This window comes from Pseudomonas sp. AC211, from assembly GCF_979258055.1.
This window is the reverse complement of the sequence record NZ_OZ409830.1, coordinates 2,008,342-2,022,656: the sequence shown is the minus strand read 5'-3', so window position 1 is coordinate 2,022,656 and position 14,315 is coordinate 2,008,342. Positions and strand designations below refer to the sequence as shown.

12 protein-coding genes and 3 pseudogenes are annotated in these 14,315 nt (G+C 62.1%); 4 read left to right on the top strand and 11 right to left on the bottom strand.

The features are described 5' to 3' along the window. Positions 1-56: 56 nt before the first annotated feature. Positions 57-863, bottom strand: a pseudogene (locus ACZZZP_RS09740) (UDP-2,3-diacylglucosamine diphosphatase); the annotation flags it as partial. A gap of 140 nt (positions 864-1,003) precedes the next feature. Between ACZZZP_RS09740 and ACZZZP_RS09735 the strand changes: the two are divergent. The 3 genes from ACZZZP_RS09735 (at position 1,004) to ACZZZP_RS09725 (ending at position 3,254) form a co-directional block, all read left to right on the top strand. Further along, a complete protein-coding gene (locus ACZZZP_RS09735) occupies positions 1,004-1,753 on the top strand; it encodes a helix-turn-helix transcriptional regulator (protein ID WP_463382556.1) in 750 nt (249 codons plus the stop codon). Between the two features lie 94 nt (positions 1,754-1,847). Continuing rightward, positions 1,848-2,183 (top strand): tRNA-binding protein, encoded by a 336-nt coding sequence (locus tag ACZZZP_RS09730; RefSeq protein WP_463382555.1) that lies wholly within the window; start codon positions 1,848-1,850, stop codon positions 2,181-2,183. A 177-nt stretch (positions 2,184-2,360) separates the two neighbouring features. Beyond that, positions 2,361-3,254 carry a DMT family transporter gene (locus ACZZZP_RS09725; protein ID WP_463382554.1) on the top strand — a complete coding sequence of 298 codons (894 nt, stop codon included), beginning with the start codon at positions 2,361-2,363 and terminating at the stop codon, positions 3,252-3,254. Between the two features lie 4 nt (positions 3,255-3,258). On the opposite strand, the gene ACZZZP_RS09720 is transcribed toward ACZZZP_RS09725, so the two are convergent. The 5 genes from ACZZZP_RS09720 to ACZZZP_RS09700 form a co-directional block, all read right to left on the bottom strand. Continuing rightward, positions 3,259-3,555, bottom strand: coding sequence for an Rdx family protein (locus tag ACZZZP_RS09720; protein ID WP_463382553.1), 297 nt, complete (start codon positions 3,553-3,555; stop codon positions 3,259-3,261). Between the two features lie 69 nt (positions 3,556-3,624). After that, positions 3,625-5,781 (bottom strand): FimV/HubP family polar landmark protein, encoded by a 2,157-nt coding sequence (locus tag ACZZZP_RS09715; RefSeq protein ID WP_463382552.1) that lies wholly within the window; start codon positions 5,779-5,781, stop codon positions 3,625-3,627. Between the two features lie 334 nt (positions 5,782-6,115). Then, entirely contained in the window at positions 6,116-6,553 is a 438-nt protein-coding gene (locus ACZZZP_RS09710; RefSeq protein WP_122498346.1) for a MarR family transcriptional regulator, read from the bottom strand. 120 nt (positions 6,554-6,673) lie between these two features. After that, positions 6,674-7,684 (bottom strand): DUF2804 domain-containing protein, encoded by a 1,011-nt coding sequence (locus ACZZZP_RS09705; protein WP_463382551.1) that lies wholly within the window; start codon positions 7,682-7,684, stop codon positions 6,674-6,676. 137 nt (positions 7,685-7,821) lie between these two features. Then, positions 7,822-7,950: a PA1414 family protein gene (locus tag ACZZZP_RS09700; protein WP_277423748.1), complete on the bottom strand. Its 129-nt coding sequence runs from the start codon at positions 7,948-7,950 to the stop codon at positions 7,822-7,824. 351 nt (positions 7,951-8,301) lie between these two features. On the opposite strand from ACZZZP_RS09700, the pseudogene ACZZZP_RS09695 reads away from it, so the two are divergent. After that, positions 8,302-9,409: pseudogene (locus ACZZZP_RS09695) on the top strand (DNA alkylation repair protein). Here the strand turns inward: ACZZZP_RS09695 and ACZZZP_RS09690 are convergent. The 5 genes and pseudogenes from ACZZZP_RS09690 to ACZZZP_RS09670 all read right to left on the bottom strand — a co-directional run bounded on the left by ACZZZP_RS09690 (position 9,406) and on the right by ACZZZP_RS09670 (position 14,300). Further along, complete coding sequence (locus tag ACZZZP_RS09690) at positions 9,406-10,332, bottom strand: 5-oxoprolinase subunit C family protein (RefSeq protein WP_463382549.1); 927 nt, start codon at positions 10,330-10,332, stop codon at positions 9,406-9,408. The pseudogene ACZZZP_RS09695 and the gene ACZZZP_RS09690 overlap by 4 nt on opposite strands. Next, entirely contained in the window at positions 10,329-11,033 is a 705-nt protein-coding gene (gene pxpB / locus ACZZZP_RS09685) for a 5-oxoprolinase subunit PxpB (protein ID WP_463382548.1), read from the bottom strand. The genes ACZZZP_RS09690 and pxpB overlap by 4 nt, the downstream gene beginning before the upstream one ends. Continuing rightward, positions 11,030-11,776: a 5-oxoprolinase subunit PxpA gene (locus tag ACZZZP_RS09680; RefSeq protein WP_463536470.1), complete on the bottom strand. Its 747-nt coding sequence runs from the start codon at positions 11,774-11,776 to the stop codon at positions 11,030-11,032. Before ACZZZP_RS09680 ends, pxpB begins: the two co-directional genes overlap by 4 nt. A 388-nt stretch (positions 11,777-12,164) precedes the next feature. Next, positions 12,165-13,261: pseudogene (locus ACZZZP_RS09675) on the bottom strand (extracellular solute-binding protein). Then, on the bottom strand, positions 13,248-14,300 hold the full coding sequence (locus tag ACZZZP_RS09670) for a histone deacetylase family protein (protein WP_463536469.1): 1,053 nt from the start codon (positions 14,298-14,300) through the stop codon (positions 13,248-13,250). Before ACZZZP_RS09670 ends, ACZZZP_RS09675 begins: the two are co-directional and overlap by 14 nt. Positions 14,301-14,315 lie beyond the last annotated feature (15 nt).

The window sequence follows — 14,315 nt, the reverse complement described above, 5'->3', positions numbered from 1 at the left end:
GCCACGACCGGCGGCGTCGCCATCACGGTACCAAGGGCGGCGGTGGCCACGTCGCCTGCGGCCTGTTCCGCAGCGGCTTGCTGCGCTTGGCGGGCGTGGTCGTCGGCCAGACGATAGAGCTCGATGCTGCCGTCCAGGTGTTCGATCAGCGCGGTGCAGCTTTCCACCCAGTCGCCGCAGTTCATGTATTCCACCTCGCCCATCTGGCGGATTTCGGCATGGTGAATATGGCCGCACACCACGCCATTGAAGCCGCGCTTGTTGCATTCGTGGGCGATGGCTTCTTCGAAGTCACTGATGAAGTTCACCGCGCTTTTCACCTTGTGCTTCAGGTACGCCGACAGCGACCAATAGCCGTAGCCGTACTTGCGCCGCCAGTGGTTGAGCCAGCGGTTCAGGGTGAGGGTGAATTCGTAGGCCGAATCGCCGAGAAAGGCCAGCCAGCGGTGGTAGCGGGTAATTACGTCGAACTGGTCACCGTGGATCACCAGCAGGCGACGGCCATCGGCGGTGATGTGCTCGGCTTCGTCGACCAACTGAATGTTGCCCAGAATCAGCTTGGAATAACGACGCAGGAATTCGTCGTGGTTGCCGGTGACGTACACCACTTCGGTGCCGCGCTTGCTCATGGTCAGCAGCCGGCGAATCACGTTGGTGTGGGCCTGAGGCCAGAAGATGCCGCTGCGCAGGCGCCAGCCGTCGATGATGTCGCCTACCAGGTAAACCTTGTCAGCCTGGTAGCGTTTGAGAAACTGCGACAGGTGTTCGGCCTGGCAATCGCGCGTGCCCAAGTGCACGTCGGAAATCCACAGGGTACGTACACGTTGCTTACGGCTGGGTTTTACGAGCTGAGCGCTGCTCATGGGCGCGGCCTCCGGCAGGGTTTAATGGAGGTTGAAGGCTGCGGGTGACCTGCGTGTGACATGCCCAAGACAAACTGATGACAACGCTTCCCCCAAAGGTGCACATCGGTAAACTGCGCCTCTGTGCTGAGGAGCCCGCCATGCACTCGATTTTGTCCCTGCGCCATTACAGCGATGAGTTGATCGCCCATAGCCACAGCCACGCGCAAATTGTCTTCGGCCTTAACGGTCGCCTGGAATTTGAAGTGGAAGGCCACGGCAGCCTGCTGCGCGGCCAACAGCTGTTGGTGATTCCCAGCGGCTCGCACCACGCCTGCGAAAGCCGTGAAGGCAGCGATTGCATGGTGTTCGATGTGCCCGACAGCCACTGGCTGCGCAGTCGCCTCGGCGCCCACGCCGATAATGGCCAACGCCTGCTCGACCGCCCGCAAACGCTGACCCTCGGCGGCGCACAACAGCAGTTGGTGAATTGGCTGATCGCCAGCCCGATTGCCGACCCGGTCATCGCCCAGCAAGGCGCGGCGCTGCTACTAGCCAGCCTGGCCAGCGCGCCCTCCGCTTCGCCTGTTGCTGGCGAACTGCCGCTGGCGAGCCTTGATCGCTACATTGACCAGCATGCCGCGCACCCTTTGCAGGTCGCCGACCTGGCGCGCCTCAGCGGTTTGTCGGCAGCGCGCTTTCACGCCCGGTTTCTCCAACAAACCGGGCAAACGCCGATGGACTACGTTCGCCAGCGTCGACTGCAACAGGGCATTGACCTGCTTCGCGACACCGCGCTGCCAGTCGGCGAGGTGGCGCAGCGGGTCGGCTACAGCTCGCAAAGCGCTTTCACGGCGGCCCTCGCCCGGCATGTCGGCACCACGCCCCGGCAACTGCGGCGCGCGCACTAACGGCGAGAGCCTGGCGACAATGGCCGCGAGTCTGGCGACAGACAGACTCCGGGGCGCTGCCTACACTGCGCCGATCAGTGTCCCTGGAGCTGCTATGAACACCATCGAATGGCAAGACTTTGAGCGCGTGGAGCTACGCGTCGGCACCATCTGCCACGCCGAACCCAATGCCAAGGCACGTAAGCCGGCTTATGTGCTGCAAATCGATCTCGGCCCGCTCGGGCTGAAGACCTCCAGCGCACAAATTACCGACCACTACAGCGCCGAAAGCCTGATCGGCAAGCAGGTGCTATGCGTGTGCAACTTCGCGCCAAAGTCCATCGCGGGCGTGCGCTCCGAGGTGCTGGTGACCGGCGCGTATGACGGGGAAAATCGGGTAGTCTTGGCCAGCTTTGAGCATGCGTTGCCTAACGGTGCGCGGTTGGCGTAGGTATTCACCCTCGTGTAGGAGCGGCTTTAGCCGCGATGCTTTTTTAGAATTATCTGAATAGCTGTGTTTCCAGGGATCGCGGCTAATCGGAATGCCGCCCAACCGCTCCTACAGGTTCTCAATGCCCTTTGGGAGCGGCTTCGCCGCGATGCTTTTGAATCAAATTTAAGGACCCCCATGAATCACCGCTCCGCCCTCACCGCTCTGCACTGCGGCGCCCTGATGTTTGGCTTTACCGGCGTGCTGGGCAAGCTCGCGACCACCACACCAAGCATGATCGTGTTCGGCCGCGCGCTGTTTGCGGTGCTGGCCTTGGCGGTGTTTGCGGCGCTGATCGCGCGCATTCCCTGGCAGCGTTTACGCGCCAACGATTGGGCACGGCTGGCCTTGGGCGGTGTGTTGCTGGCCGGGCATTGGGTGAGCTTTTTTATCTCGGTGAAGGTGGCCGGCGTGGCCATCGCCACACTCGGTTTCACCAGCTTTCCAGCGCTGACGGTGATTCTCGAAGGCCTGATTTTCCGCGAGCGCATTCGCCGCAATGAGATTGTGCTGGTGTGCCTGGTGAGCATCGGTTTGGTGCTGGTCACACCTGATTTCAACTTGGCCAGCGGCGCCACCACCGGACTGCTGTGGGGCGTGCTCTCGGGCCTGCTGTTCGCCCTGTTGTCATTGGTTAACCGCGCCGGCTCCGGCAAGGTCGGGCCGGTGCAGTCGGCGTTGTGTCAGAACCTGGTCGTGGCGCTGTGTCTGCTGCCCTTTGCGGCACCGGAGCTGCCGAGCGTGTCGGCCATGAATTGGTTGTGGATTGCGCTGCTTGGCGTGTTCTGCACCGGCGTCGCCCATAGCTTGTTCGTCGCCAGTCTGGACGTACTCAAAGCTCGCACCGCCGCCGTGGTGTTCGCCCTGGAGCCGGTGTACGGCATCACCTTCGCCTGGCTGATTTTTTCCGAAACGCCGACGCTGCGCATGATGGGCGGCGGTGCGTTGATCATCTTCGCTATTTTTCTTTCCGCCCGCATGGGCGACGGCAAGCCGGTCGAGCCGGTGGACGCCCAACCCGCGCGGCCATGAGCGGCTAGTCCGCCGCTGGCGTGGCCCGGTCGTTATGGCCGAGGTCGCGCTCAGGGTCGATTACGTCGCGCACCCGCTGTTTCAGCACCTTGGCCTCGGGAAACCCGCCATCGGCCTTGCGTTCCCAAATCTGCACGTCGCCACAGGTGATGCGGAACACGCCGCCGGTGCCGGGTTCCAGGCTGACCTTGGCCAAATCCTGGCCAAAGGTGGACAACAATTCCTGCGCCAACCAGGCGGCGCGCAGCAGCCATTGGCATTGCGTGCAGTAGGTGATGCTGACGTCGGTTTTACGGTCCATGGTGCACTCCTGAAAACATAAAAAAAGCCCGCGGCCATAGAACACGCGGGCTTTTTGCTAGGGCCTGGCTCAGGCGATTTTAGCCAGCAGCCTCGAGGCTTCGCGCTTCTGCTCTTCGTCGCCTTCGTTGACGAGTTCATTGAGGATGTCGCAGGCGCTTTCCAAGTGGCCCTGCTCGATATAAGCGAGGGCCTGATTGAACTTGGCCAGGTTATCGCGGCGCGAGTCCAGATGGTCAAGGTCCGCCAGCGGCTCATCCTCTTCAACCAGTGGTTGGCTGAGGTATTCGCCGTCGTCCACGCCCTTGCCGAACCAGCCCTCGTCGTGGGTTTCTTCGACCACCATGGACGACTCGGCGAACGGGCTGTTCAAGTCCAATTTCTCCATCTCCGGCGCCGGATCATTGCTGGCTTTCTGCGCCGCTTCGGCTTTGTTGCGGGCGTTGGCAGAGAACGGGCTGATCAGGTCCCAGTCGGGGTCGAGGGAGAAGTCGTCGAGGTTGAACTGATCGTCTTCGGCCACCGGCTGGCTTACCAGCGGCTGCGGCTCGTCGAGCGCCAACACGGCGTCGTCGAACACGTCGGCAGCCGGTTCTTCGGCCAGCGGGCGTTCAAACATTTCCGGGTGGCGGGCTTTGAGCTGAGCGATGGGCGCGTCGGGGTAACCGGCGTCGAGCAGAATCTCTTCCTCGCGCTGGAAGCCACGGGCATCGCCCAGCTGAGCCAACACTTCAAGCAGGCGGAAGCGGATATCGCTGCGCTGCGGCTCTGCATCCAGGGCGCGGCGCAGGCTGGTGGCCGCTTCGCTGAAACGGCCATAGGCGATGTAGATGTTGGCCCCTTCCAGGGTGTCGGTCGGGCTGGCGGCACGCGCTTCGGTTGGGGCGACGGCGGCGCGTGGCTTGGCCACTACCGGCGCGGGGGCAACGGGTTCGCTGTCGTAATCGTCCAGGTCGAAGTCGTCGTCTTCATCCTGCGCTTGGCCTGCTGGGGCGACCACGATCACCGGCTGCGGCTCGGGCTCCTGACGCTTGCGGCGCCAGAACAGCACGCCAAGCAGCGCCAGTAGCAGCGCGCCCACCAAGGCCCACAGCGCGCCATACCAGGTGTTATCGGCAGGCTGTGGCGCAACCACGGGGGCTGATGGGCTGGCAGCGTTACTGTCCTGCACCGGCGTCGGCGACTGCTGGGCGCTGAGCTGGGCTTTGAGGTCGGCCAGCTGTTTGTCCTTGGCGGCGGATTGCTCCATCAACTGCTGCACTTGCAGCGTCAGCTCCGCCAGGCTTTGTTGCAGCTTGGTGTTCTCGTCGGCGCGCTGGGCCAGTTCGTTGTCCAGACGCCGCTGCATTTGCACGATCATTTCCGCTTGCGGGTCGAGCGGCGTGGTCGGCACGGGCAGCGGCTCATCGTCTGGCGATACCACGCTGAGGGTTGGCGGCGCCTCGGCATCGCTGGCAGCGCCGACGTTGGAAGCCGGGCCAGACGCGTTAGCCGGGGTCGATGCAGTGGCCGTTGCGGGAGCAGTGTCCGGCAGCAGCAAGCTATCGCCTACTTGCAGGCGACTGGTGTCGTCGCCGGTGAATACCTGCGGATTCAGCGCGTGGATTTCATCCATCAACTGTTGTTGCGACGACTTGCTGCCTTGGGCGCGCAGCCGGGCGGTGATGGTCCACAGGTTGTCGCCTCGGGCTACCACATAGCGCTTGCCGAGCGCGGCTGGCGGCGGCGCGGTTTTTGGCTTCGCCGCAGCGGGTGCGCCAGCCGTGGAACGCGTGGCAGGTTTGGCTGAGGTCGCCGCTGGCGTGGCAGCCACTGCGTTATAGGCGGAGGAATTGGGTGGATCGAGCAACAGCGTGTATTCGCGGAACAACTGGCCGTTGGGCCGCGCCAATTCGACGATGAAATTCAGGTAGGGCTCGCGCACCGGCTTGCTCGACACCACGCGAATCACACTTTTGCCGCCACGTAGTAACGGCGTGAAGCGCAGGTCGTTGAGGAAGTAGATGCGGTCGACACCGGAACGGGCGAAAACGGCATCGGGCGCCAGGTGCACCTTCATGTCAGCGGCGCTGAGGTCGCCCACTTCCAGCAGTTCGATATCGGCTTCCAGGGGTTGGTTGAGCGCTGAATGCAACGTGATGTCGCCCAAGCCCAAGGCGGACGCCAACCCCGAATACAAAACCGAGCCGGAGGCCAAGCCAAGTAATAAATGTCGAACCTGCACCATCGACGCCTCCCGGAAAGTACTGCTCCATGTTCACACCACAGCGCACCTATCGGCGCAGTTCCAACGTTGTGGTGCTAACAAAAGGTTTAGCAAAAGACTGAAGTAGGGAGGACATCCATGTAGGCCCTTGCCTAAGAGTATGGTCACGATTCTTTTATTTGTGACGCAGTTATCCCGGCATTTGGCCATGATACGCAAAACAGCGGAAAAACAGTCAAATAAATGGCAAAGAAAAGATGCACTTAGCGACGTAGGACGCCAGTGTCAAAAGCCCTACAAAAGAGGTTTTGGCTACAGGGGAAAGCCATTGCAGCCCTCCCCGTTTGCGCCGGCCTTAACGCTTTTCGAGGTTACTGAGGATGCGCGCGTGAACTAACTGACAGCGGCGAAGTTCGTCTTCGTCGATGCCGTCAAACAACTCCTTACGCAGTTGCGTAGATATCGCCTCAATCTGCTCAATCAATGGCCGGGCCGAATCGTCGAGGCTGATCTTTTTCGCGCGGCGGTCTTCAACCACTGCCTGACGGCGCACCAAGCCCTGGGTTTCCAGGCTGTCGAGCAAACGCGCCAAAGTCGGGCCTTCTACCCCAACGCTTTGCGCCAACTCACGCTGAGTGGGCAATTCATCGCGGAAACGGGCCAGGTGCAGCAACACCAACCAGCGCGCCTGAGACAAACCCAGCCCGGCCAGACGGCGGTCCAACTCACCGCGCCACGAGCGCGACAGTTGGGCCAATTGCATACCAAAACGGTGTTGATCTGTGTGGGGCATAAGAAAACGCTCGTGGTCATAGCTAAAACTAATAATTAGCCAGCTAACCATAACCCTCGGTAAAGTGGAAGACGTTGAGTTGTAAGACATAGTCGCTTCGTGCAGGCGAAATTGTCGCAGTTACCACTTCACGTATTGGTCTTCAACAAAGCCCCACAGGTCATTGATTGCCAGTACTGGCCGACCTTTTGGCCGCAGCTCGCCTCGGAATTGTCCGAAAATTTGCTTGAAGTTACTGGCGATAATTCCCAAGTTCAGCCGCTCTTTATGCAGGCCGCGCGCTTCGAAATGCAGGTCGACCTGGCCGTCAAAGGACTTAATGCGCCAAGGCTTCATTGGGTCTTGCCGATCGAAGTCAAAACGCACGGTGTCGACCTTGATCAGTTCGCCGTCCAGCCAGAAACAGTTCTCGGTGAAGCTGGTTTCGTTCACCCCGCACGACAGATTCAACCCTACGCGCTGCGCCCTCGCCTGCCCCGACAGGCAGGCCCAATTCCAGCACGTTTCCGGGCGCATATAGCCGGCCGACCAATCGTGATGAGCAAAGGCGTCGATGGCGCCGAGGTCGAAATTGCCCAGCGCGCTGTTTACATTGCCCGCGCAGCGCACGCCCGCGACTTTTTGCGCATACACCCAGCCGTTGCTGGCCGTTGGAGTGTTCAGGCACATCGGTTGGAACGGCGGCTCGTGTTCGTTGAAACGCGCGTCTATGCGCGTGCCGTCATCCAGCTCAACCCACAGGCGTTTTTCGCTGCCACTGTTTTCCAGGCGCAGCAGATTTTTGCCGCTGTGCAGCTCACAAACGCCGTCATTGGGGTGTTGGGAAAATTGGCTGCCGATGCCCAGCGGCAACTTGAACTGGCGCTCGATCATGCGCCCGCTCGCTGGGTGGTACAGGTAGACGAAACCGATGCCGGCCAGGCTCAAGTTGGCGAGCGCGCAGCCGCCAATCAGCTGGTCGCTGATGACGCCGAAATATTGGAATTGGTGGAAGCGTCGCCACTTGGCCAAGGCGCCGAGACGGCGGCCCATCGGCGAGCGGAAGTCGAAGTCGCGGTAGTTAACCTCATCCACCGCGTGGGGAAAAATGCCGTAATGCGCTTGGCCATTGGCCTGAATCAGACGCTCCATCGAATGCACTGCTCCCCGGAAAAGTCCGAGGATGCTAGCACCGGCCAGAACGCCCAGGAGTCACGAAAAGCGCCACGCTGGGGGACATAATCGGCCAGCCCGGCGTTTACACGGCCAGGCTGGAATCGCAACGTCGATTAACGTCTGCGGCGCTGCGCAGCCATCCGGCGTTGCTGTTCCTCGGTTGGAATCGGGATGGGTTGCAGGCGGGCGGTGCCCAACAGAACGGACAGTTTCCAGGCCAAAGTACGCAGCCACATTTTCATCGTTTGTTCCTCTCTAAACAGCGAGTGGGCGGTCGCCTGTTAAGTGCGGCCGTCTCCTCGGAACTCAAGCCTAAACAGTCACGTTGGCTTATCAGGAAGTTTTTCAGAATCTGCTTACGTTTATAGCAGCCTATTCCGATGGATATCCGGTCCGATTGATTGATGGCAACGTCACGTTACTCTTTTGTAGTCCGCCACATCGGCCGGGCTACACGCTGAGAGTGGCACTAACACTGGCACCGCGCCACTTGCCAGGCCCTGTCGGAGCGGGAAAAGTAGCGCTTTGCCGATATACGGTATGTCCTACCCAGCCGGTAGACTTCCCTGACAGCAATCTTCCCCAGGTCAGCCATGAGCACTACGCAAACCAGCGCCCCCGCCCTCAAGGAAATTTTCAACCGCGACCGACTGCACCACATCGCCGAGCAAACCGCAGCGGTCTACCCGGCGTTCGACCGCAGACGGTTCCTGACGCTGGCCACAGACGGCCTCGATAATTTGTCAGTGATGCAGCGCATGGCGCGGGTCAGTGACAGTTTGCACGCCACTCTGCCCGCCGACTTCGCCACGGCGCTGGGCCTTCCTCAAAGAGCTGGCGCCGCGCCTGAACAGTGGATTTGTGAGCATGTGTTTGCCGCAATACGTCGCCGTCTACGGGCGTGACCAGTTCGAACTGTCGATGCAGGCGCTCAAGTATTTCACCTGCTTCGGCTCGTCCGAATTCGCCATCCGCCATTTCTTGCTGCAAGACCTGGAGCGCAGCCTGGCGCTGATGAATGACTGGGCGTTCGACAGCAACGAGCATGTGCGCCGCCTCGCCAGCGAAGGCAGCCGCCCGCGTTTACCGTGGTCGTTCAGGCTGCCGCAAATGCAGGCTGAACCGTGGCGCGCCTGGCCGATTCTGCAGGCGCTGAACGACGACCCCAGCCTGTATGTTCGCAAGTCGGTGGCCAACCATTTAAACGACATCAGCAAAGACCATCCCGACACGTTGCTCGACCAAATAGAAGCCTGGCCGCTGCACCAGCCGCGCACCGCCTGGATTGCCCGCCATGCCCTGCGCACGCTGATCAAGGCTGGCGACCGCCGCGCGCTGGCGGTGCTCGGTGCCGGCGAACCGGCTCAGGTGAAGCTAACCGCGCTGAGCGTCAGCCCCGAAACCGTGCCGCTGGGCCACAGCATGACGTTGGCGTTCACGCTCACCTCCACGAACGCGCAGTCCCAGCGCCTGGTGGTGGACTACGCCATCGACTACGTCAAAGCCTCCGGCAAAACCGCCAGCAAAGTGTTCAAGCTGAAAACCTTCGACTTGCCCGGCGGTGCCAGCGTGGTGTTGTCACGCGCGCAACAGATGCGCGAGCTGACTACGCGCAAACACTACATGGGGCATCACGCCGTGCACGTGCTGGTGAACGGCGAGCGCCTGGGAACCACCGGCTTCGATCTGGTACCGGCTTAAGCCGGGGTGCTCAAGCGTTTGAGCAGCTGCACGTATTCGCGCTCGGCAACGTGCTGGACAACCGGTTTGAAACGCACGCTGTCACCGGGTTGCGCTTGCGCCAGACGCGCCAGCGCCAGCGGTGTGAGCGCGCCTACGCGTGGATAGCCGCCGATGGTTTGCCGGTCGTTGAGCAGCACAATTGGCTGCCCGTCTGGCGGCACCTGAACGGCGCCCAGCGGGATGCCTTCGGAAATCAACCCAGCGCCTTGGTAGCCAAGCGTCGGGCCCAGCAAGCGAATGCCCATGCGGTCGGCGCGGGTGTCGAGGTGCCAGTTGGCATTGAATAAATCGAACAGCGCCTGGCCGCTGAACTCGCCCAGTTGCGCACCGAGCATCAGTTCCAGCGGCTGCTCCAGACTCAACACGGGAATGTGCTGTTCAGGCAACTGCCGAGGCGCCACGGTCGGCCCGTTCCACGTCAAGGTATCGCCACGGACCAGCGCCGTGCCGTCGCCATGCAACCCGCCAAATCCCTCGCGGCTCACCGTGCTGGCACTGCCGAGTGTCGGCGCGCAATCGAAGCCGCCCGGCGCCGCCAGGTAAGCGCGGATGCCCTGACGCGGCGTATTGAAGTGCAGCCGTTGCCCGGCGCGCACGCTGAAGCTGCGCCAAGGCGGCAACGGCTCGCCGTCCAGCGTGGCGCCCAGGTCGGCGCCGGTCAGGGCCAGGCAACCGTCGTGCTCCATCAGCACGGCAAAGCCGCCCAAGGTGACTTCCACCACCGCCGCGTTTAAGTCATTGCCCAGCAGCCAATTGGCCCAACGCATCGACAGCCAATCCGCCGCACCGCCCTGGGTTACGCCCAAATGACGAACGCCGAAGCGGCCGCCGTCCTGCAGCTGCACCAGCGGCGTGCTCTGTTCTACCGTTGCGTGGCTCATGGCAAGGCCTCAAGCGCCGTATCGTCGCCGCCCAAGCGCAGGAACTCGGCGCGCTCCACCGGCACAAACTGCACGCGGTCGCCAGGTTGCAACAGGCTGTAGCCGTCCAGGGCGCGATCAAACAGCGCCACCGGCGTGCGTCCCAGTACATTCCACCCGCCGGGCGACACCTGCGGATACGTCGCGGTCTGGCGCTCCGCCAACGCCACGCTGCCTCGGGGAACACGCGGCCGTGGCGTGTCCAGACGCGGCGCTGCCAGTTGCGGGTCGACCAGGCCCATGTAAGCGAAACCGGGCGCGAAACCGAGGGCGAATACGCGGTAGGCGTGACCGCTGTGCAGCGCAATAACCTGGCTGACCGACAGGCCACTGCGCCGCGCCAACCGCGTTAATTCCGGCCCGACCTGCGGGTCGTACCACACCGGCAACGCATGGCTGCGACCGCTGTTTTCATCGGCCGGCTGCAAGTCGCGCAGGGCATCGTTAATCAATGTGCGGGCCTGGGCGCCGTCAATGCGCAGCACGTCGTAATGCAGCATTAACGTGGTGTACGACGGCACCAGGTCGATCAGCGAATCGGCAAACACCGCGCGCAAACGCTGGGCGGCGGCGATCAGCCAGGGCATGTGGGCTTCGTTGATGTCGTCGAAGAGCCGCAGCATCAGGCAATCGACCGCCACCGCTTCGACCTTTGGTTTCATACCGACTTCAACGCGTCCAACGCCTCGCGAATACGCCGCACCGCCGCCACCGAGGCTGTGTTGTCGCCATGTACGCAAAGGCTGTCGACGTGCAATTGCAGAGCGCTGCCGTCGCTCGCCAGCAACGGTTTGCCCTGCGCCAGATCCAGCGCCTGGGCCACGATGCGCTCGGGGTCGTGGTGCACCGCGCCCGGCAGCTGGCGCGACAGAAGATGGCCGGCGCCGTCGTAGGCGCGGTCGCTGAACGCTTCGAACCACAGCGGCACATCGAACTCAGCGGCCAGCGCCTCGGCTGCCGCGTCGTCGGCGCGCGCCATCAGCATCAGGCGCAGGCCGTCGCCAGAATTGGCCACGGCCTGGAATACCGCCCGCAGCAGCGCCGGGTTTTTCATCATGTCGTTGTACAGCGCGCCGTGCGGCTTCACGTACTCCACCTGCCCGCCTTGCCCACGGCAGACGCCCGCCAATGCGCCGATCTGGTAGTGCAGCAGGTCGATGACTTCTTGCGAGGAACAGGCCATGGAGCGGCGACCGAAGCCGACCAGATCGGGGTACGCCGGGTGCGCGCCGATGCGCACCTTGTGCTCCAGCGCCAAGGCCACGGTGGCGCGCATGGTGCCGGGGTCGCCGGCGTGGAAACCGCAGGCGATGTTGGCGCAATCGATAAAAGGCATGACCTCGGCGTCAAGGCCCATGGACCAGGCGCCGAAGCTTTCGCCCATGTCGCAGTTGAGTAGGACCACGGTTGGTTCCGGGTGGGATTGGGGAGGTTGAAGCGTGGCTTAGTGGGGGCGTTGGGATCAAGGGGGTTTTGGTGGGTAGGTTTTGCAGCGCGAGCGGCGTTTCCTGAAAAGATTCTGGATTCCGAATCGTCGGACCGCCGCCTGCGCGGAATGACGGAGGTTTTCCACCTATCACCGTCATTCCCGCGAAGGCGGGAATCCAGAATCGGGCTAATGGTAAAGGCGGTTGGCAGAGCGAGTGGCTTTTCCTGAAAGATTCTGGATCCCCGCGTTCGCGAGGATGACGGTGATGTGAAGATAGACTTCCGTCATCCTCGCGCACGCGGGGATCCAGAATGGTGCGTCGAACACCGCCCCCAAGTCCCCACCATCACCAGCCAAAAAGCCCCTACTTCCCCGTCTTAACCTTCGTCCACGTCCGCGTCCTTAACCGTTCCAACGCCGGCGGCAGCATCTCCACGCTGTACAACTTCGCCTGCATTTCCGCCGATGGATACACGTTGGGGTTATTGCGCAACGCCGGGCTGATCAAGTCGTCGGCCGCCTTGTTCGGATTGGCGTACGCCACGTAATCCGAAATCGGCGCCACCACGTCGGGGCGCAGCACGTAGTTGATAAAGGCGTGTACCTCGTCAACGTTCTGCGCATCACGTGGAATGGCGAGTACGTCGAACCATGCCGCCGTGCCTTCTTTGGGAATGCGGTATTCGATTTTGATGCCGTTCTTCGCCTCCTCCGCCCGCGCCGCCGCTTGCATGGCGCCGCCCGACCAGGCCAGCGCTACGCAGATGTCGCCGTTGGCCAGGTCGGTGACGAACTTCGACGAGCTGAAGTAGGTAATCGACGGGCGCAGTTTGTTCAGGTGCGCTTCGGCCTTTTTGTAGTCTTCGGGGTTGTGGCTGTTGGGCGACAGGCCAAGGTATTGCAGCACTTCAGGAATCACTTCCGTCGGCGCATCCAGATACGCCACGCCGCACTGTTTGAGCTTGGCGAGAATTTCCGGGTTGAACAGCAAGTCCCACGAATCCAGCGGCGCGTCGTCGCCAAGAATGGCTTTGACCTTGTCGACGTTATAGGCGATGCCGTTGGTGCCCCACATGTACGGCACCACGTACTGGTTGCCGGGGTCTTTGGCGGCCAGCACCTTGAGCAATTCCGGGTTGAGGTTTTTCCAGTTCGGCAGCTTGCTCTTGTCGAGTTTCTGGAACACCTGCGCCTTCATGTAGTTGGGCAAGAAACATCGCTGGGCACCACCAGGTCGTAGCCGGAATGGCCGGAAAGCAGTTTGGCTTCGAGCACTTCGTTGCTGTCGTAAACGTCGTACTTGGGTTCGATGCCGGTTTCCTGTTTGAAGCCTTTGAGGGTGTCCGGACCGATGTAGTCGAACCAGTTGTAGATTCGCACCACCGGCTCTGCCGCCATCAGTGTGGCGCTGGCCAGCAGGCTGGCACTGGCGACCAGGCTGAGCAATTTATTCCGGCGCATGGGCAGCCTCCTCTTCAAAACCTTGCAGCACGTTCACGGCATTCACGCCGATGGCCTCCACCGCATAACCGCCCTCCATCACAAACAACGTCGGCAGGCCGAGGGCGGCGATGCGCTTGCCCATGCTCAGGTAGTCCGGCGAGTCGAGTTTGAACTGGGAAATGGGGTCGTCTTTGTAGGTGTCTACGCCCAGGGAAACCACCAGCACGTCGGGTGCATAGGCGGCGATTTTCTCGCAGGCGTCGTCCAGCGCCGCGCTCCATTGCGCCCAGCCGCTGCCGAGCGCCAGGGGGTAGTTGTGGTTGCAGCCGGCGCCCTCGCCTTCGCCGGTTTCATCGGCGTTGCCGAGGAAGTACGGGTATTCGTCCAGCGGGTCGCCGTGAATGGAGGCGAACAGCACATCGCCGCGTTTGTAGAACAGCTCTTGCGTGCCGTTGCCGTGGTGGTAGTCGACGTCAAGAATCGCCACGCGCTTGACGCCCTGGTCGAGAAACGCCTGGCTGGCGATGGCGACGTTATTGAGGAAGCAGTAGCCGCCCATAAAGTCGCTACCCGCGTGATGGCCTGGCGGGCGGCACAGCGCAAAGGCGGTACGCGCGCCTTGGCGCATGTGGTCCTGGGCGGTCAGCGCAACTTGCGCGGAGCTGTAGATGGCTTGCCACGTTCCAGCGGTAATTGGCGCTTCGGTATCGAAGCGGTAATGGCCCAGCTCACCGATCAGCGCGCGGGGAATCGGGCCGTCGCGGCGCAGGCGGCGGCCGGGAAAGGTCGAGGGCAGCAGGTCGCAGCTGTGCCCTTCTGCCGCCCAGCGCGCCCAGGCGTTTTGTAGAAAGGTCAGGTAGGCCGCGTCGTGGACACGCGCTATCGGCGCCAGGCCGAAATCCTTGGGCGCAATCACCTCACCTAACTGTTGCTGCTGCACCCGCGCCAGCACCGTGTCGGCACGGCTAGGCATTTCGAAACAGGGCTGCAGCTGGCCATCGACCAGTTCCGACTGGCCATGGTGAAGACGGTGATCGTCGCTATACACGGTCAACATGGGCGCTACCTCATC

What these genes read in the sequence shown, in the direction of transcription:
- ACZZZP_RS09735 (WP_463382556.1), top strand. Translation starts at nt 1,004, where the DNA reads ATGCACTCGATTTTGTCCCTGCGCCATTACAGCGATGAGTTGATCGCC.
- ACZZZP_RS09730 (WP_463382555.1), top strand. Translation starts at nt 1,848, where the DNA reads ATGAACACCATCGAATGGCAAGACTTTGAGCGCGTGGAGCTACGCGTC.
- ACZZZP_RS09725 (WP_463382554.1), top strand. Translation starts at nt 2,361, where the DNA reads ATGAATCACCGCTCCGCCCTCACCGCTCTGCACTGCGGCGCCCTGATG.
- ACZZZP_RS09720 (WP_463382553.1), bottom strand. Translation starts at nt 3,555, where the DNA reads ATGGACCGTAAAACCGACGTCAGCATCACCTACTGCACGCAATGCCAA.
- ACZZZP_RS09715 (WP_463382552.1), bottom strand. Translation starts at nt 5,781, where the DNA reads ATGGTGCAGGTTCGACATTTATTACTTGGCTTGGCCTCCGGCTCGGTT.
- ACZZZP_RS09710 (WP_122498346.1), bottom strand. Translation starts at nt 6,553, where the DNA reads ATGCCCCACACAGATCAACACCGTTTTGGTATGCAATTGGCCCAACTG.
- ACZZZP_RS09705 (WP_463382551.1), bottom strand. Translation starts at nt 7,684, where the DNA reads ATGGAGCGTCTGATTCAGGCCAATGGCCAAGCGCATTACGGCATTTTT.
- ACZZZP_RS09700 (WP_277423748.1), bottom strand. Translation starts at nt 7,950, where the DNA reads ATGAAAATGTGGCTGCGTACTTTGGCCTGGAAACTGTCCGTTCTGTTG.
- ACZZZP_RS09690 (WP_463382549.1), bottom strand. Translation starts at nt 10,332, where the DNA reads ATGAGCCACGCAACGGTAGAACAGAGCACGCCGCTGGTGCAGCTGCAG.
- pxpB (WP_463382548.1), bottom strand. Translation starts at nt 11,033, where the DNA reads ATGAAACCAAAGGTCGAAGCGGTGGCGGTCGATTGCCTGATGCTGCGG.
- ACZZZP_RS09670 (WP_463536469.1), bottom strand. Translation starts at nt 14,300, where the DNA reads ATGTTGACCGTGTATAGCGACGATCACCGTCTTCACCATGGCCAGTCG.